Raw genomic sequence first — 24798 nt, 5'->3', positions numbered from 1 at the left:
GCCCCGCCGTTGGTCGCCACTGTCATTTCTGACAGTAGCGGCCAGAACTTGCGAGCCCTAGCATCATTTTCGTGCAGAACCTCTTTGCCGTATCAGAACCCACTGAAGCGCCGTATGTGAATTCAGCCGTTTCCATTCTTCAGCCTATCTTCAAGTCAGAATGGAGACTTCCCCATGGACCAGCCCCTCCTCATCGTCACCCCTGCGGAGAACGAGACGGTCTCACTCTATCCGATGATCACCGGGACGAGCGCGGCCAACGCCACCGTAACGCTCTATCAATCGTATGTCGGCACCACCGTGTGGGGACAAACGACCTCCGACGAAAACGGCAATTGGATGATGCTACCCAGCACCGCCTTGCCGGAAGGGCAGTTCGGCCTTGTGGTCCAGGACAGCACGGGGCCGGGTTGGTCCAACAATCGCTACGTCAATGTCAAGGCCATCGGCTCCCAGCAGACATCAGTGGACCAGCCTCTGCTCATCGTCACTCCGGGAGAAAACGAAACAGTCTCGCGCCACCCATTGATCACCGGGACGAGCGATCACTTCGCCACGATTACGCTGTATGAATCGAATGTCGGCACCACGGTCTGGGGACAAACGAACGCCGACGAAAAGGGCAATTGGTCCATGACGCCCAGCGTCGATTTGCCAGAAGGGATATTTGGCCTCGTGGTGAAGGCGAGCACGAGTTCAGCCTGGTCCAACAATCGTTACATCAATGTCTCGGCGCGCGTGCAATCCTTTGCCCAAAGTGGTGCATATTCCTTCACCGTACCGTCGGGAGTCGCCTGGCTGACAATCACCCTGATCGGCGCCGGTGGTGGCGGCGGCGGTGGCGGCGGGGCCTTTGACATGCTCCTTAAAGGGCGCGGTGCCGGTGGCGGTGGTGGTGGTGGCGGTGCAGTGCTGGTTCAAAGCCTGGATGTCAGGGAAGGCGACCTCTTCAGCATTCAGGTTGGCAAGGGAGGCGCGGGAGGTGCGCCAGGTGCTGCAGGATCCTATACCAGTGCTGGATCTGGCACAGACGGCGGTCCCGGATCTGCCGGAGGAGTGACCATATGCTCGATTCAAGGCCGACAAATATATATGTCCGCTGATGGCGGGGCGGCCGCGAGCGGTGGAGGTGCAGGAAACGTCGCTTCCAACAGTCCTGGTATCGGCGGCATGGGTGGTGCTGTCAGCAACAAGGCGACCTATGACGCCCAGACCTATAGCGGAGGACGTGGCGCAGACGGAGGCAGCAACGGCGGCAGCGAGTCTGGCGGCAGTGGCGGTATGGCGGGTAACGCACAGGCTCCCCTTTCCGCCTCAGGCAAGGCTGCCGGCAAGGGAGGCAAGGGAGGCCTTGGTGGTATTATCAGTAGCAGCAGCACCACAGGACAGCCCGGCGTTGTAGGGGAGGCCGGTGCGGATGGCCTGGTTCTGATCGAATACTGAGTCGAAGCCTGTCAGTGCGGCATGTCATCGACAGAGCGTGCGCCGTGCAACTCATCCTGACATGTCCCGTGCTCAGAGCTCGATGACCTCGCCACGCATCGGCGCCAGCCGCGCGATCAGGCGGTTCTGTACCCGCACCGGTATCCCCTGCTCATCCATCGCCGCGATCAGGTCCTCGACCAGGGCGTTGAAATCGCTGCGACTGACATTCTGGCCCTTGTGGCTCTCGGCCATGGTATCGCCGGTGTAGACACAGGGCCCACCGGCCTCGACGCAGAACTGTTCGACCAGCTTGTTGCGCAGGCGCACGATGTCGATCTTGCGAAAGCGCTCGGAGATCCGCGGGTCGTGGGCGATCTTCAGCAACATGCCCTCGACGATCCGGGTGATCCCGGCTCGCTCGCCGAGGTCGCGGTAGAGGCTGTCATCCTTGGGCGGCTGCTGGGCGCACCCCGCCAGCAGCACGGCGACCAGCAACAGTTTCAGAACCCGCATCAGAAACTCCCCTGCACGGACAGATAGGTACCATTCTGGTTATCCAGCGTGGCGATTTCTCCCAGCCGGGCGTAGGCCAGGACGAAGGACAGATGCTTGTTGGGGAAGTAGCCGATGAACACGTCGGCCCAATCGCTTTCCCCGGCGAAGGACAGGTTGTCCGGCTTCTCGCGATACTCCACGCCCAGGGCCCAGCGCGGATTGAACAGCACCGCCACGGAACCCTCCTTGAGCACACTGCGGGTATCGCGCCGGTCACCGCCGAAGCCCATCAGCCCCAGCTCGTTGGCCCGGCTGTAGCGCACGCCGCCGTTGACCAGCACGTTGTAGCCAAAGGCCGCACCGATGAACAGCCGGCTGGCGGCCAGGTAGCCTTCAACGTCCTCGTCACGCTTGGCACCGACCAGTTCGGGGATGTCGAAGTTGGTCTGATGCTTGTACTCCAGACCCAGGGACACCTGCGGCAGGCTGTCGTAGATCAGGTCGCCGAACAGGCGGACCTTGAGACCGATGATGTCCTGCCCCAAGTGATCCTCGGGCAGATTCAGCTTGTGCACCAGCGACCCCAGATCGAACCGCTGACGGGCGAAGGAAACCTCCACCCGATTGTCATAGGACGCCGCCAGCCCGACCACGTCCAGCCGATAGTCCGGGACATTGACGGTGGTGGCGAACGCGCTGGCGCCCCACTCGCCCTTTTCGCCATAGCCGGTCAGCACCGCCCACGGCGTGATACCGCCGCCCGCCGCGCCTTCCAGGCTGCTGGCACCGCCGGTGGCGATCAGGCGGCCGTTATCAGCCTGGGCGACAGGGATTCCCAGGCCGAGCAGGCCCAGCAGGCACAACAGGGAATAACGTCGTTTCATAGCAGTCAGTGGACCATGGCAGAGGGTGAATTCAGGGGCTGCGCGACCCAGGTCTCGAACGCCGCCGCGCTCAACGGACGACTGATCAGGTAGCCCTGGGCGGTATCGCAGTGCCAACGCTCCAGCAAGCGTAGGCTGTGTTCGTACTCCACGCCTTCGGCGACCACCTTGAGTCCCAGGTTGTGGCTCATTTCGATGGTCGAACGCACGATCACCGCGTCCTCGCTGGTTTCGTCCAGGTTGCGGACGAAGGACTGGTCGATCTTCAACTCCTGCACCGGCAGGCGCTTGAGGTGCGCCAGCGACGAGTAGCCGGTGCCGAAGTCGTCCACCGACAGGCTGATGCCACAGGCCCGCAGGCGCAGCAGCACCTGCAGCGCCAGTTCCGGCTCGCGCATCACCGCACTTTCGGTGATTTCGAAGATCAGTTGTTCGGCGGGCAGGCGATGCTCCTTGAGCAGCGCCGATACCCGGTCGGGCAGATCGCCCATCAACAGGTCATCGGCGGAGATGTTCAGGGACAGTTGCAGACGCAGGCCACGCTGGTTCCACTCGGCCAACTGGCGCATGCCCTCGCCGATCACCCAGCGGGTCAGGAGCTGGATGCTGCCGGTACGTTCGGCCAGGGTGATGAATTCCGCCGGCGACACCATGCCGAACTGCGGATGCTGCCAGCGCAACAGGGCTTCGGCCTGGCGCACCTGGCCCTGGCGGATATCCAGCTTGGGCTGGTAGTGCAGCAGCAGCTCGCCATTGTCGGCGGCATGGCGCAAGTCGCGGATCAGGGTGATCTGCCGGCGATGGACCAAGTCTCGGCCCTCTTCGTAGACCTGCAGGCGGCCGGGCATCTGCGCGGCATCCTGCATCGCAATGGCGGCACGCTCCAGCAGTGCCTCCGCATCCTCGCCATCGCTCGGGAACGCCGCGATGCCCATCCGGCAATCCAGCGCCACATCGTGATCGTTGATCCGCTGGGGCTTGAGCAGCAGTTGCTGGATCTGGTCGGCGGCGGCCACCGCGCCCTCGCTGCCGGTGCCCTGCAGCAGCAGGAGAAATTCACCGGCAATCAGGTGGGCCACCGTGTCGCCCGCGCGCAGGGCCGATTTCAGGCGTTTGCCAACGCTCTGCAACACCTGGTCGACCGCACCAGGCCCTCCGGTCTCGTTGACGGTACGCAGGTTGTCGATACCCAGGTAAACCAGCGCCACCGGGCGTCCAGCGTCTATCGCGCTGCCCAGCCGCTCCATCGCCAGGGCGCGGTTGGGCAGGCCGGTGAGCAGGTCGTGCAAGGCGTTGTGCGCCAACTGCTGCTCGCGCTCGGCGATGGCACCCTGCATGGTATTGAACATCCTGGCAAGCAGGCCCAGTTCATCGCTGCGCCGCAACCTGACCGGCGTCTCGTAGTCGCCCTTGCCGATGCGCTCGGCGGCCTGGGCCAGCGAACGCACCGGCTGCGAGACGCTACGCGCCAGCAGCAGGGCGCCGACCAGCGAAGCCAGCAGGGCGACCAGCGCGATCAGCAGGATCTTCTCGTCCAGCGGCGCGAAAGCCTGCATCGCCACATCCAGTGGGCTCTGCAACAGGGCGATGACCTGGCTGTCATTGTTGTCGCGGCTGCTGGCCAGTCTCAGCGACTGGCTGAGGAAGTTCTGGCTGAGGTGCTCGGTCATCTGCGTGTCATGACCCGCGGACGCTTCGAGCATCAACTGAATGATGCTCGGTGCCAGTGCGGCCGGTTGGGTGCTGACCAGTTCACCGACCTGCTGCCGATCGACGCTGAGGAACGACACCTCGAGGTTGGTCAGCGAACGCAGTTGCGAGGCAAAGGCGTTGTCCATGGAAAAGCCCATCACCACCCGGGCGATCGGCAGCGGCGCCAGCACCTGCGCCTCGACCAGCAGGTGCGGCTTGCCCTGCAGCGGCACGATCAGGGCCGATTGCCGGTTGCGCCGGGCCTCGCGCAGTGCCTGGTCGAAACGGAATGGTGCGCCGTCGGGCGTATCGGCCAGGGTGCTGGCCATGACCGTGCCATCCATGCTCAACAGGATCATGTCGTTGGCATTGATACGCTTGCCGTGGTTGATCAACACCGAGCGGATGGTCGCCGAATCGCCGCTGGAGACTGCATCGCGAAAACCGAAATCCGCCGCCAGCAGTTGCACGCCGTCACCCAGGCGCCGGCTCTGCACGTCCAGCAGACGCTCGAAAACCCGCGTACCGACATCCAGCTGCGCCCGCGCCTGGCGCTGTACCGCTTCGTTGGTCGCCACCTTGACGCTGAAGTACAAGGCACCGATCACCACCAGCAACAGCAGGGTCAGTACAACGGCGATCCGCGCCTGAAAACTACTGCGCAGGTTCACTGAGAGCTTTATTGAAGGCATCACCGAAGGCACTCGATGCTGGCGCCGACGGAGCATCCGACGACAGCGGTTGAATCGTCAGGCTGAAGCGTTGCTTCAACCCCGTGGCCGGCACATCGATTTCGCCGCCCGCCTGCGGCTGCATGTCCGCGACCTGCGGGTGCCAGAGCGTGACGCGATAATGGCCGGCGGGCAGTTTGTCGAAAGCGATCTGGCCGCTGTCGTTGCTGGTCGCGAACCAGGGATCATCGGTGACGTAGATGTAGCCGAGCATCCAGTCGTGGATATTGCAGCCCAGCACGACCACGCCCGGCTTGTCGAACAGCACCGGATCCGAGGGTGTGCCCTCGTAGAGGCGCAGTTCAAAGCGCTTGGGTTGCGAAAAGGAATAGACCTGATGGCGGATATTGTCGCTGTTGGGAAACTTGACCTGGGTCCCGGTATGCACCGCCAGCACGTGGGGCACATACTCTTTGTTACGCTGATCCATGTCGGCCTTCAGGCTGATGGCGCCAGGTGCGGCGCCCCCCTGCAGGGTCAGCACCGCCCCCACCAACGGCTTGCCCTGTTGGTCGACCAGATCGGCCTGCAGGCCGGCGGCATGGCTCGGGCCACTGGCGAGCAATCCAGCAACACACAGAAACAATCCAGGCAATGAAATGGGGCGGGCCATACAGCAACTACTCACTGGTTCATTAAGAAAGATGGCCTGCCCTGGCGCAAAGGGAGTCAGCACGTGCAGATTACCGAGGCTCGGGCAGAAGATCACGCAAGAAATAAGGCATTTTGCCACTATCTTGAGCAAGCCGACGAACGCCTCATGCCCCTTAAAACCTCTACACGAAGATTAAAAATGTACAGGTTCATGGTCGGGCTATCGGCCGGTTTGACCAAAGCTATAGCAGCGGACCATTGAAACCGCCACCGGCTCGCCCCATCTAACCTGCATACTCAACTGTGCAGGTGCCCCAATGAGCAACCAGCAAGAATTCCCCGATAACCCGACCCAACAGGCCAACGCCGAAGATCGTCACGACGCCGGCCAGGACAACCGCGAATCATCCGGCACCAGCCTGGCGCTGCCCGGGCAGAACCTGCCGGACACGGTCTACATCATCCCGATCCACAATCGCCCGTTCTTCCCGGCGCAGGTCCTGCCGGTCATCGTCAATGAAGAACCCTGGGCCGAGACCCTGGAACTGGTGAGCAAGTCCGAACACCATTCCCTGGCGCTGTTTTTCGTCGACACCCCGACCGAAGACACCCGCCACTTCGACACCAAGAGCCTGCCGGAGTACGGCACCCTGGTGAAGGTCCACCACGCCAGTCGCGAGAGCGGCAAGCTGCAGTTCGTTGCCCAGGGCCTGACCCGCGTGCGCATCCGCACCTGGCTCAAGCACCACCGTCCACCCTACCTGGTGGAACTCGAATACCCGCACCAGCCGAGCGAGCCGACCGACGAAGTGAAGGCCTACGGCATGGCCCTGATCAATGCGATCAAGGAACTGCTGCCGCTCAACCCGCTGTACAGCGAAGAGCTCAAGAACTACCTCAACCGCTTCAGCCCCAACGATCCGTCGCCGCTGACCGACTTCGCCGCCGCCCTGACCTCGGCCACCGGCAATGAGCTGCAGGAAGTGCTCGATTGCGTGCCGATGCTCAAGCGCATGGAAAAAGTGCTGCCGATGCTGCGCAAGGAAGTCGAGGTGGCGCGCCTGCAGAAAGAAATCTCCGCCGAGGTGAACCGCAAGATCGGCGAGCATCAGCGCGAGTTCTTCCTCAAGGAACAGCTCAAGGTCATCCAGCAGGAGCTGGGCCTGACCAAGGACGACCGCAGCGCCGATATCGAGCAGTTCGAGCAGCGCCTGGAAGGCAAGGTCCTGCCAGCCCATGCGCAAAAGCGCATCACCGAGGAAATGGGCAAGCTGGCGATCCTCGAGACCGGTTCGCCGGAATATGCCGTCACCCGCAACTACCTGGAATGGGCCACCGCGGTGCCCTGGGGCGTGTACGGCGAGGACAAGCTCGATCTCAAGCATGCGCGTAAGGTACTGGACCAGCACCACGCCGGCCTGGATGACATCAAGGCGCGGATTCTCGAGTTCCTCGCCGTCGGCGCCTACAAGGGCGAGATCAGCGGTTCGATCGTGCTGCTGGTGGGCCCGCCGGGCGTGGGCAAGACCAGCGTCGGCAAGTCCATCGCCGAATCCCTCGGCCGGCCGTTCTACCGTTTCAGTGTCGGCGGCATGCGCGACGAGGCCGAAATCAAGGGCCATCGGCGCACCTACATCGGTGCCCAGCCGGGCAAGCTGGTGCAGGCACTGAAGGACGTCGAGGTGATGAACCCGGTGATCATGCTCGATGAGATCGACAAGATGGGCCAGAGCTACCAGGGCGACCCGGCTTCGGCGCTGCTGGAAACCCTCGACCCCGAGCAGAACGTCGACTTCCTCGACCATTATCTGGACCTGCGCCTGGACCTGTCGAAAGTGCTGTTCGTCTGCACCGCCAACACCCTGGACTCGATCCCCGGGCCGCTGCTGGACCGCATGGAAGTGATTCGCCTGTCGGGCTACATCACCGAGGAAAAACTGGCGATCGCCAAGCGTCACCTGTGGCCCAAGCAGTTGGAAAAGGCCGGCGTGGCAAAAACCAGCCTGTCGATCAGCGACAGCGCCCTGCGCGCAGTGATCGACGGTTATGCCCGCGAATCTGGCGTACGGCAGTTGGAAAAGCAGTTGGGCAAGCTGGTGCGCAAGGCGGTGGTCAAGCTGCTGGATGCGCCGGACAGTCTCATCAAGATCGGCCCCAAGGACCTCGAAGCCTCGCTGGGCATGCCGGTATTCCGCAACGAACAGGTGCTCAGCGGCGTCGGCGTGATCACCGGGCTGGCCTGGACCAGCATGGGTGGCGCCACCCTACCGATCGAAGCCACGCGCATCCACACCCTCAACCGCGGTTTCAAGCTGACCGGGCAGTTGGGTGACGTGATGAAAGAGTCGGCGGAGATCGCCTACAGCTACGTCGGTTCGCACCTCAAGCAGTTCGGCGGCGACCCGCGCTTCTTCGACGAAGCCTTCGTCCACCTGCACGTGCCTGAAGGTGCCACGCCCAAGGACGGCCCGAGTGCCGGGGTGACCATGGCCAGTGCCCTGCTGTCCCTGGCCCGCAACCAGCCGCCGAAGAAGGGCGTGGCCATGACCGGCGAGCTGACCCTGACCGGGCATGTGCTGCCCATCGGCGGCGTGCGTGAAAAAGTGATCGCGGCCCGCCGGCAGAAGATCCATGAGCTGATCCTGCCAGACGCCAACCGCGGCCATTTCGAGGAATTGCCGGACTACCTCAAGGAAGGCATGAGCGTGCACTTCGCCAAGCGTTTTGCCGATGTGGCAAAAGTGCTTTTCTGACCGGCCATCCTGCCAATTGCGTCACGGGAGCGGTCGCTGAGCGCCCCCACGCTGGAGCGTGGGGCACGCAAAAATGCCAATGCCTCAGCGCTCCCTGATCGTTCCCACGCGCCGCGTGGGAGTGCCTCCCTTGACGTTCCGCGCCCCCCATGCGCCGCTACCCGCCAGGACAGCATCGATCCAGCCCATCGCATCGGCCGCGTCTTGGGTTATGCTCCAGCATCGCTGTAATGATTGGAGACACTATGACCCCGACTCGTCTGTTGCTTCCGTTAAGCCTTGTGCTACTCGCTGCCTGTGCGCAGCAACCGCGCCAGAACGTCACCGTGGAAAACCAGCGTGACTGCCCGATGCAGCTCAAGAACGGGCAGAACATGATCCTCAGCCTGCCGAGCAACCCCACCACGGGCTATCGCTGGGCCATCCAGGACTCCGCCGGCGGCGTGCTGAAAAGCCTCGGTCCGGAGGTCTACCACAACCCGGAGAACAGCGACGTGATCGGTGCCGCCGGTCAATCGACCTGGCGCTTCCAGGCCTTCGCCACCGGCACCGGCCGCCTGCGCCTGACCTATCAGCAGCCCTGGGAGCCGGAAGTCCCGCCGGCACAGAGCTTCGACTGTCCGATCGTGGTGAATTGACATGCCTTGGCTGATTCTCGCCCTGATGGGCGCCGTTGCGTTCCTGTACGGTTTGAGTATCGACTCGCCATTGATCTGCCTGCTGACCAAACCCCTGCCGGTGCTGGCCCTGCTCGGCTGGCTGCATGATGCGCCAGGCGGAGAATATCGCCGCTGGCTGGCCCTGGGCCTGGTGTTCTCGCTGCTCGGCGACATCCTGCTGGCCTGGCCGGGCGATCTGTTCGTATTCGGCCTGGGTGCCTTCCTGGTCGCCCACCTGTGCTATCTCAAGGCCTACCTCGGCGACTGCCGGCGCCTGGCCCCCGGCCCGTTGATCGTTGCCCTGTTCATCGGTGCCGCCCTGCTGGGCGTGCTGATGTCCAAGGGGCTGGGCAACCTGCTGGTGCCGGTAAGCGTATATGCCCTGGCCATCAGCTGCATGCTCTGGCGGGCACTCGCACGGCTGGGTAGCGACGTACCGCAACGTTCGGCGCGACTGGCCGCCGGCGGTGCGCTGGTGTTCGCCTTCTCCGACAGCCTGATCGGCATCGACCGCTTCGTGGTCAAGTTCGCCGCCGCGCCCTACCTGATCATCATCGCCTACTGGATCGGCCAATGGGGAATCGCCGCCTCGGCGTTCTCGCAAAAGACCAACCGACAGGCGTCGGGCTTCGCCTGAACCCCGCGCCACGGCCTCAAGCGCTTTATCCGACAAACCGCGCATCCCGGCGCCAACTTGGCTAAAATGCCGACCCTTTTTCGATTGTCGCCGGAACCGCCGTGAGCAAAGAACCCGATCGCCTTTTCGCCCAGCCCCTGGCCCAGGTGCCGGACTTCGCCTTCAACGAAGATGTGGTGCGGGTGTTCCCGGACATGATCAAGCGCTCGGTTCCCGGTTACCCGACCATCGTCGAGAACCTCGGCGTGCTCGCCGCCCAGTTTGCTCAACCGGGCAGCGTGCTCTATGACCTGGGCAGTTCCCTCGGCGCGGTGACCCAGGCATTGCGCCGGCATGTGCGCAGCGACGGTTGCCGGGTGATCGCGGTGGACAACTCCACGGCGATGGTCGAGCGCTGCCGCGAATACCTCAACGCCCAGGACTCGATGTTCCAGGAGCTGTTACCGGTGGAAGTGATCGAAGGCGATATCCTCGCCCTGGACTTCCGTCCGGCCTCGGTGGTGGCGCTGAACTTCACCCTGCAGTTCATCGCCCCGCAGCAACGCCTGGAACTGCTCGGGCGCATCCGCCAGGCGCTACTGCCCGGCGGTGCGCTGATCCTCTCGGAGAAGCTGCGCTTCAACGACCCCGAGGAGCATGCGCTGCTCACCGACCTGCATATCGCCTTCAAGCGCGCCAACGGCTACAGCGAACTGGAAATTGCCCAGAAACGCAGTGCCATCGAGAACGTGATGAAACCCGACAGCCTCGAGGAACACCGCGAACGCCTGTTGGCGGCGGGCTTCTCGAAAGTCGTGCCCTGGTTCCAATGCCTTAACTTTGCCTCGTTGATTGCCCTGCCATGATCGATCTGTCCCCCCTCGCCCGCCGCCTGGCGCGTACCCCCCTGGCCGACTGGGCCAACAGCCTGCAAGCCCGGCTCGATACCCGTCTGGAAAAGGGCCATGGCGACCTTCAGCGCTGGCAGGGTGCGCTCGACGCCCTGCCAGCGCTGGAACCGACGACGATCGACCTGCTCGGCGGCCTGACCCTGGACAGCGACTGCGACGACGCGACCCGCGCCCAGATGCGCAGCGCGCTGATGGGCCTGAGTCCGTGGCGCAAGGGCCCCTTCGACCTGTTCGGCGTGCATGTCGATACCGAATGGCGTTCGGACTGGAAATGGTCGCGGGTCGCCCCGCACCTGGACCTTGTGGGCAAGCGCATCCTCGATGTCGGCTGCGGCAACGGCTACTACATGTGGCGCATGCTCGGCGCCGGAGCCGACACGGTGATCGGCGTCGACCCCAACTGGCTGTTCTTCTGCCAGTTCCAGGCGGTGCAGCGCTATCTGGCACAGGAAGCGGCCTGGCACCTGCCGTTCCCGTTCGAGGACCTGCCGGCGAACCTGGAAGGTTTCGACACGGTGTTTTCCATGGGGGTGTTCTACCATCGGCGCTCGCCGATCGAGCACCTGCTGGCGCTGAAGGATTGCCTGGTCAAGGGCGGCGAACTGGTGCTGGAGACCCTGGTGATCGAAGGTGACGCGAACCAGGTGCTGGTGCCCGAGGACCGCTACGCCCAGATGCGCAACGTCTGGTTCCTGCCGTCGGTACCGGCGCTGGAACGCTGGCTGCGCCGGGCCGGGTTCAGCGACGTGCGCTGCGTGGATGTCAGCATCACCAGCGTCGAGGAACAGCGGGCGACCGAGTGGATGAAGTACCAGTCGCTGAGCGACTTCCTCGACCCGACCGACCACGGCAAGACCATCGAAGGCCTGCCGGCGCCGATGCGCGCGGTGATCGTCGCGCGCAAGTAGGCTCCATTCATGGTGAACTCGCCCTGGTAATGAGCCGCACTGTGTGGCGAGCGGGCTTGCCCGCGCTGGGGCGCCCAGCGCCCCTGAACCCAGGATAGGCATTCCTCAAGGAAGAATGGGTTGGCTGGCTTACGGCTGCCTCGCAGCCGAGCGCGGGCAAGCCCGCTCGCCACAGTGGATGTGCAAAGCCTGAACAGATCGACTCAGGCCTTGCCGCGGCGGGCCTTGAAGAACTCGCTGAGGATCGTGCCGCATTCCTCGGCGAGCACACCGCCCTCGAACAGCACCCGGTGGTTGAGAAAGCCCTGGGTGAAGAACTGCCCCTGGCTCTGCACGATTCCCGCCTTGGGCTCCAGGGCGCCGTAGACCACCCGCGCGATCCGCGAATGAACGATCAGCCCGGCGCACATGCTGCACGGCTCCAGCGTCACGTAGAGGGTGCTGCCCGGCAGCCGGTAGTTGCTCACCGCCTGGGCCGCCGCGCGGATGGCGACCATCTCGGCATGGGCACTCGGGTCGCTGCCGCTGATCGGGCAATTGAAGCCACGGCCGATGATCTCTGCGTCCTGGACCAGTACCGCACCGACCGGCACCTCGCCCAGCGCCGCGCCCTGGGCGGCCAACGCCAGTGCCTCGCGCATGAAATCCTGATCGCGGCTGCGATCGATGATCGCGGCCGGGCGAATCTGCCGCATCACGCCACCTCGATGGCGGCCATCAGGCCGGTTTCCATGTGATCGATCACATGGCAATGGAACATCCACACCCCCGGGTTATCCGCCACCAGCGCCACCCGCGCGCGCTCGTTCTTGCCCAGCAGGTAGGTATCGGTGAAGTACGGAACGATCGTCTTGCGGTTCGAGGCAAGCACCTTGAAGCTCATGCCGTGCAGGTGGATCGGGTGCTGGTACTGGGTCATGTTCTTCAATTCGAAAATGTAGCTCTTGCCCTTCTGCAACTTGGCGATGGGCCGGTCGGCGCAGGTCTTGTCGGTGATGTCCCAGGCCTTGCCGTTGATCTGCCAGAGGCTGGGCGGCTTGCCATTATCGACGTTCACCGAGACCGAGCCAACCCACTCGAAATTGAAGTTGAGCTTCTCGGCATTGGCCAGGTCCGGCTCGGCGATCGGGTTGGGCGGCAACGCGGGTGGCCATTGACTCGGTGCATCGTTGTTGGCCACCGAACGGAAGGTGCCGAGCCGGATCGGCCCGTTGCGCAAGGCCAGTTCCTCGCCAGCCGGCGGCGCCTTGATCGCCAGACAGATACGCATGCCCGGACCGAGCCAGTACTCCTTGCCCAGAGGCCGCGGTTCGACCGGATTGCCGTCCAGCGCATAGATCTGCGCTTCGGCATCGGGGATGTTGATGCGATAGGTCAGGGTATTGTCGAGATTGAGCAGGCGCACCCGAGTGATCTGCCCGGCCGGCAGCTCGACCACGGCCTGCGACACGCCATTGATCGTCGACAGCCGTCCCGCCGTGCCGCCGCGGGCGGCTTCACGGGGAATGCTGAACGGCAGGAAGGCGCCCTCTTCATCGACATGCCAGCTTTTCAGGCTGAGGGTGCGCTCGTAGCGGAATCCGCTGGGCTCGCGCTCCTCGATGATCAGCGGCCCGACCAGTCCGCGCCCCAACTCTTCGCTACTGCTGACGTGGGGGTGATACCAGTAGCTGCCGGCGTCGGGTACGCGGAACTTGTAGTCGAAGTACTCGCCGGGCAGCACCGGCAGCTGCGAAACATAGGGAACGCCATCCATCTCCAACGGCAGACGGATGCCATGCCAATGAATGGTGGTCGCCACCGGCAGGTGATTGATGAAGCGCACCCGCAGCCATTCGCCCTGGCGTACCCTCAGCTCGGTGCCCGGCGCCGAGGGGCCAAAGGCCCAGGCCGGAGTCTTGTGTCCCGCCACCAGTTCGACATCCAGCGGCGCGGCGATCAGTTCATAGTCATGCCCGACCTCGGCGTCAGCCATCTTCCCCAGCCAGTAGCGCGACGCACCACCGGCTCCCACACCTACGACCGCCAGGCCGACCAGGCCACCGAGTACTTGTCGACGGGAAAAAGACATGACCCCAACCACCTCACCGAATCAGCCGCAAGCCTACGGCTCGCAAAAGGCGAATACGATACACCCGCAGTTGGGAAACGGTAAGGGCGGAGTGGCAATGGGCCGCAAGCCCGGCGCATGACACGGCCCCCTTCGCATGCCCCCCTGTAGGGGCCGGCTGGCGGGCGATAGCGATCTGCCAGTCAATATGTTTCTGGCTGAGCCACCGCGATCGCCAGCCAGCCGGCTCCTACAGGTCTCGGCGCTCGATGGTTTGTGGACAGGCCCTCAGGCCTTGTCCACACGCCTGGAATCGAGTCCCATCAACAGATGAACCACGCCACCGCGCAAGGCCATCACCCCCGGCACGCCCGCCTTGCGCAGGGCCGCCTGATCCAGCCGGCTGGCATCATGCAACTCGACCCGCAACCGCGTCAGCGCCACACTCTGGCGGGACTTGAGGTTGGCCTCCCCCCCCAGCGCCGCCAGCACCGGCTCAGCGAGAAGCGACGCCGCCGTCTGCACCGGTATCGAACCGTCATGGGGCTGTGCAACCGCCTGCTCCGGCACCAGGTCCGGCGTCAGCGCCTTCCAGAAGGCCTGCCTGAATTTCTCGAACATGCTCAGTGCTCCAATACCGGCGCGCCCACCGTCGCCTGTTGATGATCACGCAGGACCTCGCGCACCTGCTCGGCGCTTTCCTGCCCAAGAATCCGCTGCGCCAGGACCTGGCATTCCGCCAGGCTGACTTCCCGTACCGTCGCCTTGATCGACGGGATCAACGGCACGCTGACCGACAGCTCGTCCACCCCCAGTCCGAGCAGCACCGGTACCGCCAGCGCCTCGGAAGCCAGCGCACCACACACGCCGACCCACTTGCCATGGGCATGGGCGGCCTTGACGGTGCTGGCGATCAGGCGCAGCACCGCCGGATGCAGGCTGTCGGCCTGGCTCGCCAGTTGCGGATGGTCCCGGTCCATGGCCAGGGTGTACTGGGTCAGGTCGTTGGTACCGATGGAGAAAAAGTCCACCTCCGGTGCGAACTGGTCGGCCATCAACGCGGCCGAAGGTACCTCGATCATGATCCCCAGCTTCGGCAGCTCGGCAACCCCCAGCGCCTGCGCCTCCTCGACCAGCAGTTGCCGGGCTTCACGCAGTTCGGACAGGCGGGCGACCATCGGCAGCAGGATATGCAGCCGCGTGTGCCCGGCGCAGGCGAGGACCGCCCGCAGTTGCTGACGCAGCAGTTCCGGCCGCTGCAGGCACAGGCGGATGCCGCGAACACCGAGAAACGGGTTGGCCTCGCAGGCCATCGGCACATAGGCCAGCGGTTTGTCCCCTCCCACATCGAGCGTGCGAACCACCAGGTTACGCCCAGGACCCAGGGCCCGGGCAATCGCCAGATAGGTCGCGCCCTGCTCATCGACGCTCGGTGCGCTGTCGCGCTCCAGGTAGAGGAACTCCGAACGCAACAGGCCGACCCCTTCCCCCCCCAGGAGCAGTGACTGCTCGACCTCCTCCAGCGAGGCGACGTTGGCCGTCACCTCGATAAGCTGGCCATCGCGGGTCAATGCGGGGTGATGGGAGAGCTCGCTGTCACGCTCGCGGCGTTCACGCTGCTGCTCGCGCTTTACCAGCAATTGCCGGACATCCGCGTCCGCCGGTTCGAGGTGCAACCGCCCGAGGTCGGCATCGAGCAGCACCGGGGTGCCGTTGGCGACCTCCAGCACCTGCGCCGGCAGGCCACACAACGCCGGCAGGCCAAGGGCTCGGGCGAGGATCGCGACATGGCTGGTGGCGCCGCCACCGACCGTGGCGAACCCCATGACCCGCCGGGTATCCAGACTGGCGGTCTGCGACGGTGTGAGCTGGTCGGCGATCAGAATCGCCTCGTCCGGCAGTTGCGTCGCGGTCTCCTCGACGCCGAGGATCAGCTTGAGCACCCGCTGGCCGACATCCGTCAGGTCCACTGCGCGCTCGGCGAGCAACTCGCTACCGAGGCGCCTGAACAGGGCCGCCGTGTCCTCGGTGGCCGTACGCCAGGCATAGGCCGCACTCTTGCCCCGGGCCAGCAGCGACTGCGCCTGCTCCAGCAGATCGGGGTCTTCCAGCAGTTCCTGGTGGGCGCGGAAAATCTCGGCCTGGGCACTACCGAGCGCACTCTCCCGCAAGGCCCGCAACTCCCCGGTGGCCCGGACCAGGGCAGCCTCCAGCAGCGCACGCTCCTGTTCCTCGCCAGTTCCGACCTCGTGGATATTCAGGACCTGTTCGGACAGTTGCACCACCCGCCCCAAGGCCGAACCCGGCGAGGCGCACACGCCGCGCAACAGGGTCATACCGGATTGTTCAGGGGCCTCGAAGGTTTCCTGCGGCCCCTGGGCTGCATCCGTTTCACCACAGCCATCGGCAATCAGCGCACTCAGGCTGTCGACGGCCGCCTGGGCATCCTCGCCGATGGCGCTGAGTTGCAGCACATCGCCCCGAGCCGTCTGCAAGCCCATGATCGCCACCAGTGACTTGGCATTGGCGCTGCTCTGGCGCTTGTGCAACTGGACGCTGGCGGAGAAGCCTTTCGCCGCCTGGGCCAGGACCGCTGCCGGACGGGCATGCAGGCCGTTGGCATTGGGCAGGGTCAGTGGCCTGGAAAACAGCGCCTCGCCCTCCTGCTCCTCAAGCTCAGGCTGCGTCACGCCATTCGGCGGTGCCCGCAGGCCCAGGCGCAACAATGGCTGACCGCTGTCGACCACGGTGTCCGCCAGCACGCTGAAGGGTTCGCCGCTGACCACCAGCACTAGCGTCAACAGGCTACGGGCATGCAGCGCCAGGTAGTCGGCGTCGAACTCGATCAGCGTCTGGCCTGCCTCTACCCGCTCGCCCTCGACGACCCGCGCGGTGAAACCCTTGCCTGCCAGGTTCACGGTATCCAGGCCGATATGCATCAGCACCTGCACGCCGTCCTCATCGGTGATGCTGATGGCGTGCCCGCTATCCTGGATATTGCTGACCACCCCGGACAGGGGGGCGCAGAGCACGCCGGAGGTCGGATCGATACAGACACCATCGCCGATCAGGCGACCGGAAAATACCGGATCGGGCACCCGCTCCAGTGGCAGCAGTACCCCGGACAGCGGAGCCAGCAGTTCCAGGGAAGCAATTGCGCTCATGAAATCACCTTCTGATTGTTGTTCCGTGACGCGCCGGAGGGCCGCGGCCCTCCGGCATGGAGCTACTTCCACCAGTACTCGACCTGTACGCCGAAGTTGGAGCCGTGCAGCGCATTGCCGAAGGCACCGCTGTCGGACAGCGCGGAGCCGGCCGCCAGCTCGTTGGCCGCACGTTGTGCCGCCGCGTTCCAACTGGCGTAGGTGTAGTAGAGACGAACTTCGGGACGCGCCCAGAAATCCGGCCCCTTCGGCGACCAGGTCGGGGCGAAGGTGAACTTGCTGAGCTTGCGGGTACCGCCCGGCGCCTCGATCTGGTCATGTCCCAGCTCGGTCACCAGCTTGAAATGCTCGGTGAGCGCGTAGGCCGGACGCACGCCCAGGGAGATCCAGTTCTGATCCTGGCCGTCGGGGCGAATGTCCTTCTGATACACCGCCTCGAACTGGCCGCCGAAGCGTGGAGTCACCTGCCAGTCGAAGAATTCCACGGCCCGGTAGCTCTTGCTGCTGGTATCCAGGCGCGGATCGCCGGTGTAGCCCAGGCCGGTACCCGGCCCCTCGCCGTATTGCAGGGCGAACTTGTTCTTGCCGCCGAGGAAGTTCTGCTGCACGTGCTGCGCGGTGATCGCCCAGCCCTGGTGGGTATCGCTGCGGCGCGGAGCATCGATGTAGCTGACACCGAACTCCAGTTCGCCGTCGGGGTTGACCTTGAAGCCGGCGACGTTGAAGTCATGCCGGTTGATGTAGTCCTTCTGGTACAGGTTGTCCTTGCGCGAGAAGGCGTAGCTGTACTTGAGGTCGCCGATCTTGACGTCCTCGATACCGCCGCCGGTGGCGCTCTGGTTCCAGTAGTAGAAGTCGGAAATGTGGATATCGTTACGTTTGTAGTAGCGACGCCCGGCCCACAGCGAACCACCGTTGAGCGAGGGCATGTTGGACCACTGGGCATACATCTGCGGCATGCGCGCAGCCCCGTTCTCGCCGTCGAAACTGAGGTTGCGGCCATAGCGGTTGTACAGCGAGGCCATGGCATCGACGCTCAGCACCGAACCGTCGTCAAGGGTCGCCAGGTCCTGGCGCAGCTCCAGCTCGGCGTACTGTTCGCACTCGTTGCCCAGACGATATTTGGACGGTGCCCCCGGCAGTTGGAAACAGCTCTGCTTGCCGCCGCTGGTCGAGCCACCGATGCCGCTGCGCAGGTACCCGGCGAACTCCAGGGCCTCGGCCGGAAACGGCAGCCCCAGGCAGACACAGGAAACCAACAGACCTCTACTGATTGTCTTCATGAACCACTCCGCTGTTCTCATTGTTTTTATTGTTGAGTTCAGTGTTCGATTTTCAGGCGCAGCCTCCCGGGACACGATCCGGTGAGTACTGCATTTGATGAACGACTTTTCCTATTTTTCTGAAAGGCAAAGAACAAATGACTCATAGGGACGCAGGAAAAGTTCCTGATTTCTGACCGGGCAATCCGAGTAGTTACTGATCAACAGACGTTGCTGCTGTCCCTGCTCAAACACCCCTTGGGGTAGAACGACCTCGCAACTGTCGGCGTAGAAGTTGCTCACCACCAGCAGACGCTCCCCCTGGCCTTCACGCACATAGGCCCAGACCTGTGGATGTTCGGGCAGCAGTTGGCGATAGCTGCCTTCGACCATCAGTGCTTCGCTGCGGCGCAACTCCACCAGCCGACGGTAGTGATGCAATACCGAGTCCGGGTCTTCGAGCTGCTGTTCGACATTGATCCAGGAGGCATTCTCAGGCAGGTCGATCCAGGGCTGCGCCGAGCTGAATCCGGCATTCGGACCGGCCGTCCACTGCATGGGCGTACGTCCGTTGTCGCGGGACTTCTGCATGATCGCCGCCATGCTCTGCTCCTGCGAATGGCCGGCCTCGCGCTGGATGCGGTAGATGTTCAGGGTCTCGACATCACGGTACTGGTCGATGCGCTCGAACCCCGGGTTGGTCATGCCCAGCTCCTCTCCCTGGTAGATGTAGGGCGTGCCCTGGAGAAAGTGCAGCGCGGTGGCGAGCATCTTCGCCGAGACCGTACGGTGTTCACCGTCATCACCAAAGCGCGATACCACCCGCGGCTGGTCGTGGTTGCACCAGAACAACGCGTTCCAACCACCACCGGCCTGCATGCCAAGCTGCCAGTCGGAGAGGATGCGCTTGAGTTCTAGGAAGTCGAAGTCGGCCCGCACCCACTTTTCCATGTTCGGGTAGTCGACCTTCAAGTGATGGAAGTTGAAGGTCATCGACAGTTCCCGGGACTCCGGCCGCGAATAGCGAATGCAATGTTCCAGGCTGGTGGAGGACATCTCGCCGACACTGACCAGGTCATGGCCGGCGAACACCTCTCGGTGCATTTCCTGCAGGTACTGGTGCACGTTCGGACCGTCGGTGTAGAAACGCCGGCCATCGGAGGCATCCTCGGGAAAATCCTTCGGCTTGGAGATCAGGTTGATCACGTCCAGGCGGAAGCCGCCAACGCCCTTGTCGCGCCAGAAGCGCATCATCCGGAACACCTCCTCACGCACCCGGGGGTTGTCCCAGTTCAGGTCGGCCTGGGTGTGATCGAACAGGTGCAGGTAGTACTGGCCGGTCTGTGCCTCGTACTCCCAGGCGTTGCCACCGAACTTCGAATGCCAGCTGTTCGGTTGGTCGCGCCAGATGTAGAAGTCGCGGTACGGGTTGTCGAGGCTGCTACGGGCCTGTTGGAACCAGACGTGTTCGGTGGACGTATGGTTGACCACGATGTCGAGCATCAGACGGATCCCGCGCTTGCCGGCCTCGGCAATCAGCAGCTCGCAATCGGCCATGGAGCCATAGATCGGGTCGATGGCGTAGTAATCGCTGATGTCATAGCCGTTGTCGCGCTGCGGCGAGCGCAGGAACGGCGTCAGCCACAGATAGTCGACGCCCAGCCATTTCAGGTAGTCGAGCTTGTCGACCACCCCCAGCAGATCGCCAGTGGGCAGGCCGGCATGGCTGTGGAAGCTCTTCGGATAGATCTGATAGATCACCGAGCGTTGCCAGTCTTGCATGAAGATTCCCTTGTAGTCGGTGGAGTCGATATCAGGCGACGCGATAGCCGGGGCGCACGATCTTCAGGCTCAGCGCACAGGTCAGGGCAAAGGGCACGAGCATCGCAATGGCCATGCCGGCGATGAACACCGGGATCGAATGCGGAGTGATCGAGATGAATCCCGGCAGGCCGCCAACGCCGATGGCCGAAGCCAGCACCTTGTTCGACGACAGGAATACGCTGGCGATCGCCGAGCCGACCAGCGCGGCGTAGAACGGGAACTTGTAGCGCAGGTTGACGCCGAACATCGCCGGCTCGGTTATGCCGAAGTAGGCGGAGATCGCCGAGGTCGAGGCCATGCTGCGGTCCCGGGCGTTGCGGCTCATGTAGAACACCGCGAGTGCCGCGCTGCCCTGTGCCAGGTTGGACATCACGATCATCGGCCAGATGAAGGTACCGCCGTGGCCGGAGATCAGTTGCAGGTCCACCGCGAGGAACATGTGGTGCATGCCGGTGATCACCAGCGGCGCATACAGCAGGCCGAACACCGCGCCACCGACGGCCGGGGCCACATCGAACAGCCAGACCATGCCCTCGGTGATCAGGATCCCCAGGTGACGGGTCACCGGGCCGATGATCGCCAGGGCCAGGACACCGGTGATAACGATGGTGGTGATCGGCACCACGAGCAACTGAATTGCGTTTGGCACCCGCGCACGCAGCCATTTCTCGATCACGCTCATGACATAGGCCGCCAGCAGAATCGGCAGGATCTGCCCCTGGTAGCCGACCTTCTCGATCCGGAACCAGCCGAAGATGTCGAAATACGGCAGGCTCTGGCCGTCGAGGCCGGCCACGGCCTTGCCGTAGTTCCAGGCGTTGAGCAGGTCGGGATGGACCAGCATCAGGCCGAGGACGATACCGAGAATTTCACTGCCACCGAAACGCTTGGCCGCCGACCAGCCGACCAGGGCCGGCAGGAACACGAAGGAGGTATTGGCCATCAGGTTGATCAGGCTCCACAGCCCATCCAGCGACGGGTAGGCCTCGAGCAACGTCTTGCCGTCGACGAACATGCCCTTGGCGCCCATGAGGTTGTTAATCCCCATCAGCAGGCCGGCAATGATCAGCGCCGGCAGGATCGGCATGAACACATCGGAGAACACCCGCACCAGGCGCTGCATGGCGTTGCTCTTGTCGGCCCCGGCCTTCTTGACGTCGGCGATGGTCGATGCCGCAAGGCCGGTGGCCTCGCGCAGCGCGGCGTAGACACGCTCCACCTCGCCGGGACCGATGACGATCTGGAACAGCCCACCAGTAAAGAACGACCCCTTGACCAGGTCGATCGCGGACAACGCGGTCCTATCGACCTTGTTCGGGTCCTTGAGCGCCAGCCGCAGACGGGTGACGCAGTGGGCAGCCTGCTCGAGGTTGTCGGCACCGCCGAGGCTGCTCAGCAACTGGCGGGCTATATTCGGATAGTCGTGACTCATGATCGTTCTTCCGCGCTGATTGTTATTGGTGGTTGTCGCAGCACATGAACAGACGCTACTCGTCTGTACGAGTTAAAGCAACAACTCGTACAGACGAGTTGAGCGTTTATTGCCAAAATACCCGACAAATGGACAAAGCCCCGACCTGCCCTTAAGGTTCCATTCCTTGGGACACCCCGTCCGCTACGCTGTCAGCGGGCGATCTCCGATCCAGAGCGAACACCATGAGCAAATACAACCAGATCTATAGCGATCTGCTTGCCAGTATCACCACCGAGCAATTGGAAAAAGGCGCCCGGCTGCCTTCGGAAACCGAGCTGATGGACAGCTACCAGGCCAGCCGCGGCACCGTACGCAAGGCCATCGAGCAGTTGCAGGAACGAGGATTCGCCCAGAAGATCCACGGCAAGGGCACCTTCGTGCTGTCACGCAGCCCGATCGAATTCCAGCTCGGTGGCATCGTCACCTTTCAGGAAGCCCATTCGAGCCTGGGCAACAACATCGGTACGGAAGTCGTGGAGTTCAGCGAAGTCCCGCTGGAAGGCTTCCTGCAGGAACGCCTGCAGGGCGAGCCGGGCAGCCCGGTGATCCGTATCAAGCGAGTGCGCCGGATCGACGGCAAGCGGATCATTCTCGACATCAACCACTTCCTCGCCGACCTGATCCCCGGCCTGACCCGGGATATCGCCGAGCACTCGATCTACGCCTACATCGAGCAGACCCTGCAACTGAACATCAGCTTCGCCCAGCGCACCATCGAAGCGGTACGCTGTGGCAAGGACGACCAGCAGCACCTGGACCTCGACGGCGCCAGCCACGTGATCGTGGTGAAGAACCAGACCTTCCTGCAGGACGGCCGGCAGTTCGAGTACACCGAATCACGGCATACCCTGGACAAGTTCTACTTTTCGGATGTGGCGCGGCGCTGAGGCGCTGCCAGCCGACAACTCACAGCACCAGCGCCAGCAACTCGGGGTTTACCGCACCGAGCTTGCCGACGGCCTTGGTGAGGTTCACCTGCCGGGCCGCCTGCGCGGTCTCGAGCAATCGGGGCTGCAACTCATAACCCCGCCCATCCAGCCATTCCAGCACCGGCGCCAGATGTCAGACCGATGGACTGCCCTGGTGGACCGCCAACGGAAAGCTATTCGAGTGATTGAGCATGAGTTTGCGAATATTCTGCCGGGAAACACCGGCAATATCGGTAAGCCCGACCAGGTCCGGCACCACTTCAATGACATCATCAAGCCAGATGCCAATCGAAGTCTCTCGGCAGGTCAACCGGGAGATGAGCAACGCTTAACGCACTTAAAGCTGCCGGTATGGATGGAAAAGTGGAGCGATCAAAAGAAAAGTGCAGGACTAACCGCAAACCGCTTACTCAATGCCGCAATGTGGTCGCGGGTCAAGTTGCGGCCACGGCCATTGAGAATCTTGGACACCAGCGATTTGCTGCCGATTTCCGGCAGGTCGGCCACGCCCAGTCCATGTTGCTCCATCAGCAACCGAAGCACGTCAACGCCTCCCAACTTTGCCACCCGTGCGTTGAACGCCACAAACTCCTCAGACTCGTTTTCCCAACTCTCAATGGAGCGAGCCAGGATTTCGATCAGCGGACGGTTGACCTCATAGTCCTCAACCAGATCATCCATCAACGCTAGCGCCTTGGCATAGTCGTCATCATTGGCTATGTGGCTGATGAAGCCCGCCTCGCTGAACAAGGCATAGGCTTTTTCCTTGATGGCGGCAAACCCCATATCAATCAGCCTCCTTCCGGTAACGTTTGCAAAGCTTGTCGTACTCGGCATGAGTCACGATGTGCTTGACGTACAGGCGGTTGTCACGAAACTCGATGAAGGCAATCAGGCGAAGATTGTTGCCACCAATGTCGAGTACCCACCACTTATCCTTGTACTTGAAGTTGTCCAGTGATGGAAAAACCTTCCTTAGCGCCTGCGGTGTATCGAATTCGCCAGATCGCAAGACCCGATAGGTGCGGTCGATAGCTTCAACATCGTTTGGATAGGCTCTTGCTGCATCGCTGAACGGCTTTCTGGATATGACGTGCATGTCGTTTCATGCCCACGGATATAGAATGATAAAAAGTTGACATTTTGTCAACCGCGATTAGCCAGTCCAGCTTTCTGCATGAAACGCAGTCCGCTCTTGATCACCATGGTCGGGTGCTCCGCGCTAGAGTTTCTTGAGTGTACAGAGATAGAAAACGCAAGAAGGCCAGTGTGTTTTCAGGATATTGCGACGGTTAGGAGCAGCGAACTTTCCTATAGCCAGAAACGACAATGGCGGTCGATACCGAGGCATCGACCGCCATTGCTTTAACGCTTTTCGCCTATATCAGGCGGGGATCATTCCCACTCTATTATCAATAAACCCCTAAAGGCCAATTAAATAAGCATACCTCCCAAGATCAAGAAAACGATGCCATGACAAATACCATTTCCGAACCTAAATCAATTCCTGGTGGTCGGCATCCCCGATGGGAGTGCAGCGTTTCAATCAACGGGCTTGTACGTACAGTCGGTGCCTCGCATCGCACGGCTCGAGGAACCGTAACCTCTACCCTCAGATTCTGACTGATGCTCGAATTTCATACGTAGCAAATGAAGACGCCATCAAGGTGACATTACGGTAAGCTAGACGCAAAAGATCGCCACCAAATGGAGAGGATATGGCATCGGCTAGACAGGATTTTGAGCGTTTTGTGGGATGGCTTTATCAACCTGAGAAACATATCCCTTCTGATGTCCGTTGCCTAGCCGCCTTGGTATTGGCAAATTTTGATGAATTAGCTGGGACCTCGCGCCAACGAAGTCAGCGATCCATCTATCTAGTTGAACTGATTCGTCGAGAACTCGAGCGTACCGCAGATGTTGCTCCGATCGCAGCTGCTCAGGCTGATCACGGCACATGGCCTTGGGCGAAACTTCGACATCTAACACTCGGTCCATTTCGAGGCTTTCGAGCACCCGAGCCGTTTGACCTCACCAAGCAAATCATCCTCTTCTACGGCCCTAACGGTAGCGGCAAAACCAGTCTGTGCGAAGGACTGGAGTACGCCCTTTTGGGCGATGTCGAAGAGGCGGGAAGCAAGCGTATTGCAGCCCGCACTTATCTCTCCAATGTCCATGATGGGCGATTTGACGTACCAATACTGAAAGCGACTGATCTACAAGGACGAGAAGTAGATGTTGTTGCCAATGCCGACACCTATCGTTTTTGCTTCGTAGAAAAGAACCGGATCGACGCATTTTCCAGAATCGCTGCACGCCCCAATGCCCAGCGAGCTGAACTGATTGCCACTCTTTTTGGCATGGATCAGTTCAATGAGTTCGTGTGTCAACGCCGACTTAAAACTGACCCACTTAACCCTTCATTTG

22 protein-coding genes are annotated in these 24798 nt (G+C 62.5%); 8 read left to right on the top strand and 14 right to left on the bottom strand.

Going from position 1 to position 24798, the window contains the following annotated elements; translation table 11 throughout:
* Positions 1–174 precede the first annotated feature (174 nt).
* The gene (locus K675_RS33320; protein ID WP_017902459.1) at positions 175–1443 is read left to right on the top strand and encodes an Ig-like domain-containing protein; all 1269 of its coding nucleotides are present in this window, start codon (positions 175–177) and stop codon (positions 1441–1443) included.
* A 72-nt stretch (positions 1444–1515) separates the two neighbouring features.
* Here K675_RS33320 and K675_RS0105235 read toward each other — a convergent pair whose 3' ends face one another.
* From K675_RS0105235 to K675_RS0105220, 4 genes are read right to left on the bottom strand one after another with little or no spacing between them, the layout of a single operon-like run.
* Positions 1516–1938 (bottom strand): group I truncated hemoglobin, encoded by a 423-nt coding sequence (locus K675_RS0105235; RefSeq protein WP_017902458.1) that lies wholly within the window; start codon positions 1936–1938, stop codon positions 1516–1518.
* Positions 1938–2804 carry a DUF3034 family protein gene (locus K675_RS0105230; RefSeq protein WP_017902457.1) on the bottom strand — a complete coding sequence of 289 codons (867 nt, stop codon included), beginning with the start codon at positions 2802–2804 and terminating at the stop codon, positions 1938–1940. The genes K675_RS0105235 and K675_RS0105230 overlap by 1 nt, the downstream gene beginning before the upstream one ends.
* Before the next feature lie 5 nt (positions 2805–2809).
* On the bottom strand, positions 2810–5167 hold the full coding sequence (locus tag K675_RS0105225; RefSeq protein WP_017902456.1) for a putative bifunctional diguanylate cyclase/phosphodiesterase: 2358 nt from the start codon (positions 5165–5167) through the stop codon (positions 2810–2812).
* Positions 5151–5840: a methylamine utilization protein gene (locus K675_RS0105220; RefSeq protein WP_051070736.1), complete on the bottom strand. Its 690-nt coding sequence runs from the start codon at positions 5838–5840 to the stop codon at positions 5151–5153. The genes K675_RS0105225 and K675_RS0105220 overlap by 17 nt, the downstream gene beginning before the upstream one ends.
* A 298-nt stretch (positions 5841–6138) precedes the next feature.
* Between K675_RS0105220 and lon the strand changes: the two genes are divergently transcribed.
* From lon to cmoB, 5 genes are all read left to right on the top strand, one after another.
* A complete protein-coding gene (lon, locus tag K675_RS0105215; RefSeq protein ID WP_017902454.1) occupies positions 6139–8574 on the top strand; it encodes an endopeptidase La in 2436 nt (811 codons plus the stop codon).
* 245 nt (positions 8575–8819) lie between these two features.
* Positions 8820–9212 carry a protease inhibitor I42 family protein gene (locus K675_RS0105210; RefSeq protein ID WP_026144947.1) on the top strand — a complete coding sequence of 131 codons (393 nt, stop codon included), beginning with the start codon at positions 8820–8822 and terminating at the stop codon, positions 9210–9212.
* A 1-nt stretch (position 9213) separates the two neighbouring features.
* A complete protein-coding gene (locus K675_RS0105205) occupies positions 9214–9870 on the top strand; it encodes a lysoplasmalogenase (RefSeq protein WP_017902452.1) in 657 nt (218 codons plus the stop codon).
* Positions 9871–9971: 101 nt separating this feature from the next.
* Positions 9972–10715, top strand: a complete 744-nt coding sequence (cmoA, locus tag K675_RS0105200) for a carboxy-S-adenosyl-L-methionine synthase CmoA (protein ID WP_017902451.1) — start codon at positions 9972–9974, stop codon at positions 10713–10715.
* The gene (cmoB, locus tag K675_RS0105195; RefSeq protein WP_017902450.1) at positions 10712–11668 is read left to right on the top strand and encodes a tRNA 5-methoxyuridine(34)/uridine 5-oxyacetic acid(34) synthase CmoB; all 957 of its coding nucleotides are present in this window, start codon (positions 10712–10714) and stop codon (positions 11666–11668) included. The genes cmoA and cmoB overlap by 4 nt, the downstream gene beginning before the upstream one ends.
* 203 nt (positions 11669–11871) lie before the next feature.
* On the opposite strand, the gene tadA is transcribed toward cmoB, so the two are convergent.
* The 7 genes from tadA to treP all read right to left on the bottom strand — a co-directional run bounded on the left by tadA (position 11872) and on the right by treP (position 21400).
* Positions 11872–12363: a tRNA adenosine(34) deaminase TadA gene (tadA, locus tag K675_RS0105190; protein WP_017902449.1), complete on the bottom strand. Its 492-nt coding sequence runs from the start codon at positions 12361–12363 to the stop codon at positions 11872–11874.
* Positions 12363–13739, bottom strand: a complete 1377-nt coding sequence (locus K675_RS0105185) for a multicopper oxidase family protein (RefSeq protein WP_017902448.1) — start codon at positions 13737–13739, stop codon at positions 12363–12365. Before K675_RS0105185 ends, tadA begins: the two co-directional genes overlap by 1 nt.
* A gap of 267 nt (positions 13740–14006) precedes the next feature.
* Positions 14007–14339, bottom strand: coding sequence for a PTS transporter subunit EIIB (locus K675_RS0105180; protein ID WP_017902447.1), 333 nt, complete (start codon positions 14337–14339; stop codon positions 14007–14009).
* A gap of 2 nt (positions 14340–14341) precedes the next feature.
* Complete coding sequence (gene ptsP, locus K675_RS0105175) at positions 14342–16882, bottom strand: phosphoenolpyruvate--protein phosphotransferase (protein WP_017902446.1); 2541 nt, start codon at positions 16880–16882, stop codon at positions 14342–14344.
* A gap of 62 nt (positions 16883–16944) precedes the next feature.
* Entirely contained in the window at positions 16945–18165 is a 1221-nt protein-coding gene (locus tag K675_RS0105170; RefSeq protein ID WP_026144946.1) for a maltoporin, read from the bottom strand.
* Between the two features lie 111 nt (positions 18166–18276).
* Entirely contained in the window at positions 18277–19926 is a 1650-nt protein-coding gene (gene treC, locus K675_RS0105165) for an alpha,alpha-phosphotrehalase (protein WP_017902444.1), read from the bottom strand.
* A gap of 31 nt (positions 19927–19957) precedes the next feature.
* Positions 19958–21400, bottom strand: a complete 1443-nt coding sequence (gene treP / locus K675_RS0105160) for a PTS system trehalose-specific EIIBC component (RefSeq protein ID WP_017902443.1) — start codon at positions 21398–21400, stop codon at positions 19958–19960.
* 224 nt (positions 21401–21624) lie between these two features.
* Here treP and treR point away from each other — a divergent pair, with 224 nt between their 5' ends.
* Positions 21625–22329, top strand: a complete 705-nt coding sequence (treR, locus tag K675_RS0105155) for a trehalose operon repressor (RefSeq protein WP_017902442.1) — start codon at positions 21625–21627, stop codon at positions 22327–22329.
* A 19-nt stretch (positions 22330–22348) separates the two neighbouring features.
* Here treR and K675_RS34055 read toward each other — a convergent pair whose 3' ends face one another.
* The 3 genes from K675_RS34055 to K675_RS0105140 form a co-directional block, all read right to left on the bottom strand.
* Entirely contained in the window at positions 22349–22492 is a 144-nt protein-coding gene (locus K675_RS34055; RefSeq protein WP_420066324.1) for a hypothetical protein, read from the bottom strand.
* 251 nt (positions 22493–22743) lie between these two features.
* The gene (locus tag K675_RS0105145) at positions 22744–23157 is read right to left on the bottom strand and encodes a helix-turn-helix domain-containing protein (RefSeq protein WP_017902440.1); all 414 of its coding nucleotides are present in this window, start codon (positions 23155–23157) and stop codon (positions 22744–22746) included.
* Position 23158: 1 nt separating this feature from the next.
* Entirely contained in the window at positions 23159–23470 is a 312-nt protein-coding gene (locus K675_RS0105140; protein WP_017902439.1) for a type II toxin-antitoxin system HigB family toxin, read from the bottom strand.
* Positions 23471–24089: 619 nt separating this feature from the next.
* Here K675_RS0105140 and K675_RS32070 point away from each other — a divergent pair.
* Positions 24090–24798: AAA family ATPase (locus K675_RS32070; protein WP_157383907.1), on the top strand; the 709-nt coding region annotated here is incomplete at its 3' end.

Source organism: Pseudomonas fuscovaginae SE-1 (assembly GCF_000364705.1).
GTDB lineage: Bacteria > Pseudomonadota > Gammaproteobacteria > Pseudomonadales > Pseudomonadaceae > Aquipseudomonas > Aquipseudomonas fuscovaginae_A.
The sequence above is the reverse complement of the archived record's forward strand: the minus strand, read 5'-3'. Positions and strand labels throughout refer to the sequence as shown.

Coding starts and splice junctions, on each gene's coding strand:
- treC (WP_017902444.1), bottom strand. CDS start 19,926: ATGCAAGACTGGCAACGCTCGGTGATCTATCAGATCTATCCGAAGAGC.
- tadA (WP_017902449.1), bottom strand. CDS start 12,363: ATGCGGCAGATTCGCCCGGCCGCGATCATCGATCGCAGCCGCGATCAG.
- treP (WP_017902443.1), bottom strand. CDS start 21,400: ATGAGTCACGACTATCCGAATATAGCCCGCCAGTTGCTGAGCAGCCTC.
- K675_RS0105170 (WP_026144946.1), bottom strand. CDS start 18,165: ATGAAGACAATCAGTAGAGGTCTGTTGGTTTCCTGTGTCTGCCTGGGG.
- K675_RS0105235 (WP_017902458.1), bottom strand. CDS start 1,938: ATGCGGGTTCTGAAACTGTTGCTGGTCGCCGTGCTGCTGGCGGGGTGC.
- K675_RS0105180 (WP_017902447.1), bottom strand. CDS start 14,339: ATGTTCGAGAAATTCAGGCAGGCCTTCTGGAAGGCGCTGACGCCGGAC.
- K675_RS0105230 (WP_017902457.1), bottom strand. CDS start 2,804: ATGAAACGACGTTATTCCCTGTTGTGCCTGCTGGGCCTGCTCGGCCTG.
- treR (WP_017902442.1), top strand. CDS start 21,625: ATGAGCAAATACAACCAGATCTATAGCGATCTGCTTGCCAGTATCACC.
- K675_RS0105210 (WP_026144947.1), top strand. CDS start 8,820: ATGACCCCGACTCGTCTGTTGCTTCCGTTAAGCCTTGTGCTACTCGCT.
- cmoB (WP_017902450.1), top strand. CDS start 10,712: ATGATCGATCTGTCCCCCCTCGCCCGCCGCCTGGCGCGTACCCCCCTG.
- K675_RS0105220 (WP_051070736.1), bottom strand. CDS start 5,840: ATGGCCCGCCCCATTTCATTGCCTGGATTGTTTCTGTGTGTTGCTGGA.
- ptsP (WP_017902446.1), bottom strand. CDS start 16,882: ATGAGCGCAATTGCTTCCCTGGAACTGCTGGCTCCGCTGTCCGGGGTA.
- K675_RS0105185 (WP_017902448.1), bottom strand. CDS start 13,739: ATGTCTTTTTCCCGTCGACAAGTACTCGGTGGCCTGGTCGGCCTGGCG.
- lon (WP_017902454.1), top strand. CDS start 6,139: ATGAGCAACCAGCAAGAATTCCCCGATAACCCGACCCAACAGGCCAAC.
- K675_RS0105145 (WP_017902440.1), bottom strand. CDS start 23,157: ATGGGGTTTGCCGCCATCAAGGAAAAAGCCTATGCCTTGTTCAGCGAG.
- K675_RS0105140 (WP_017902439.1), bottom strand. CDS start 23,470: ATGCACGTCATATCCAGAAAGCCGTTCAGCGATGCAGCAAGAGCCTAT.
- K675_RS33320 (WP_017902459.1), top strand. CDS start 175: ATGGACCAGCCCCTCCTCATCGTCACCCCTGCGGAGAACGAGACGGTC.
- K675_RS0105205 (WP_017902452.1), top strand. CDS start 9,214: ATGCCTTGGCTGATTCTCGCCCTGATGGGCGCCGTTGCGTTCCTGTAC.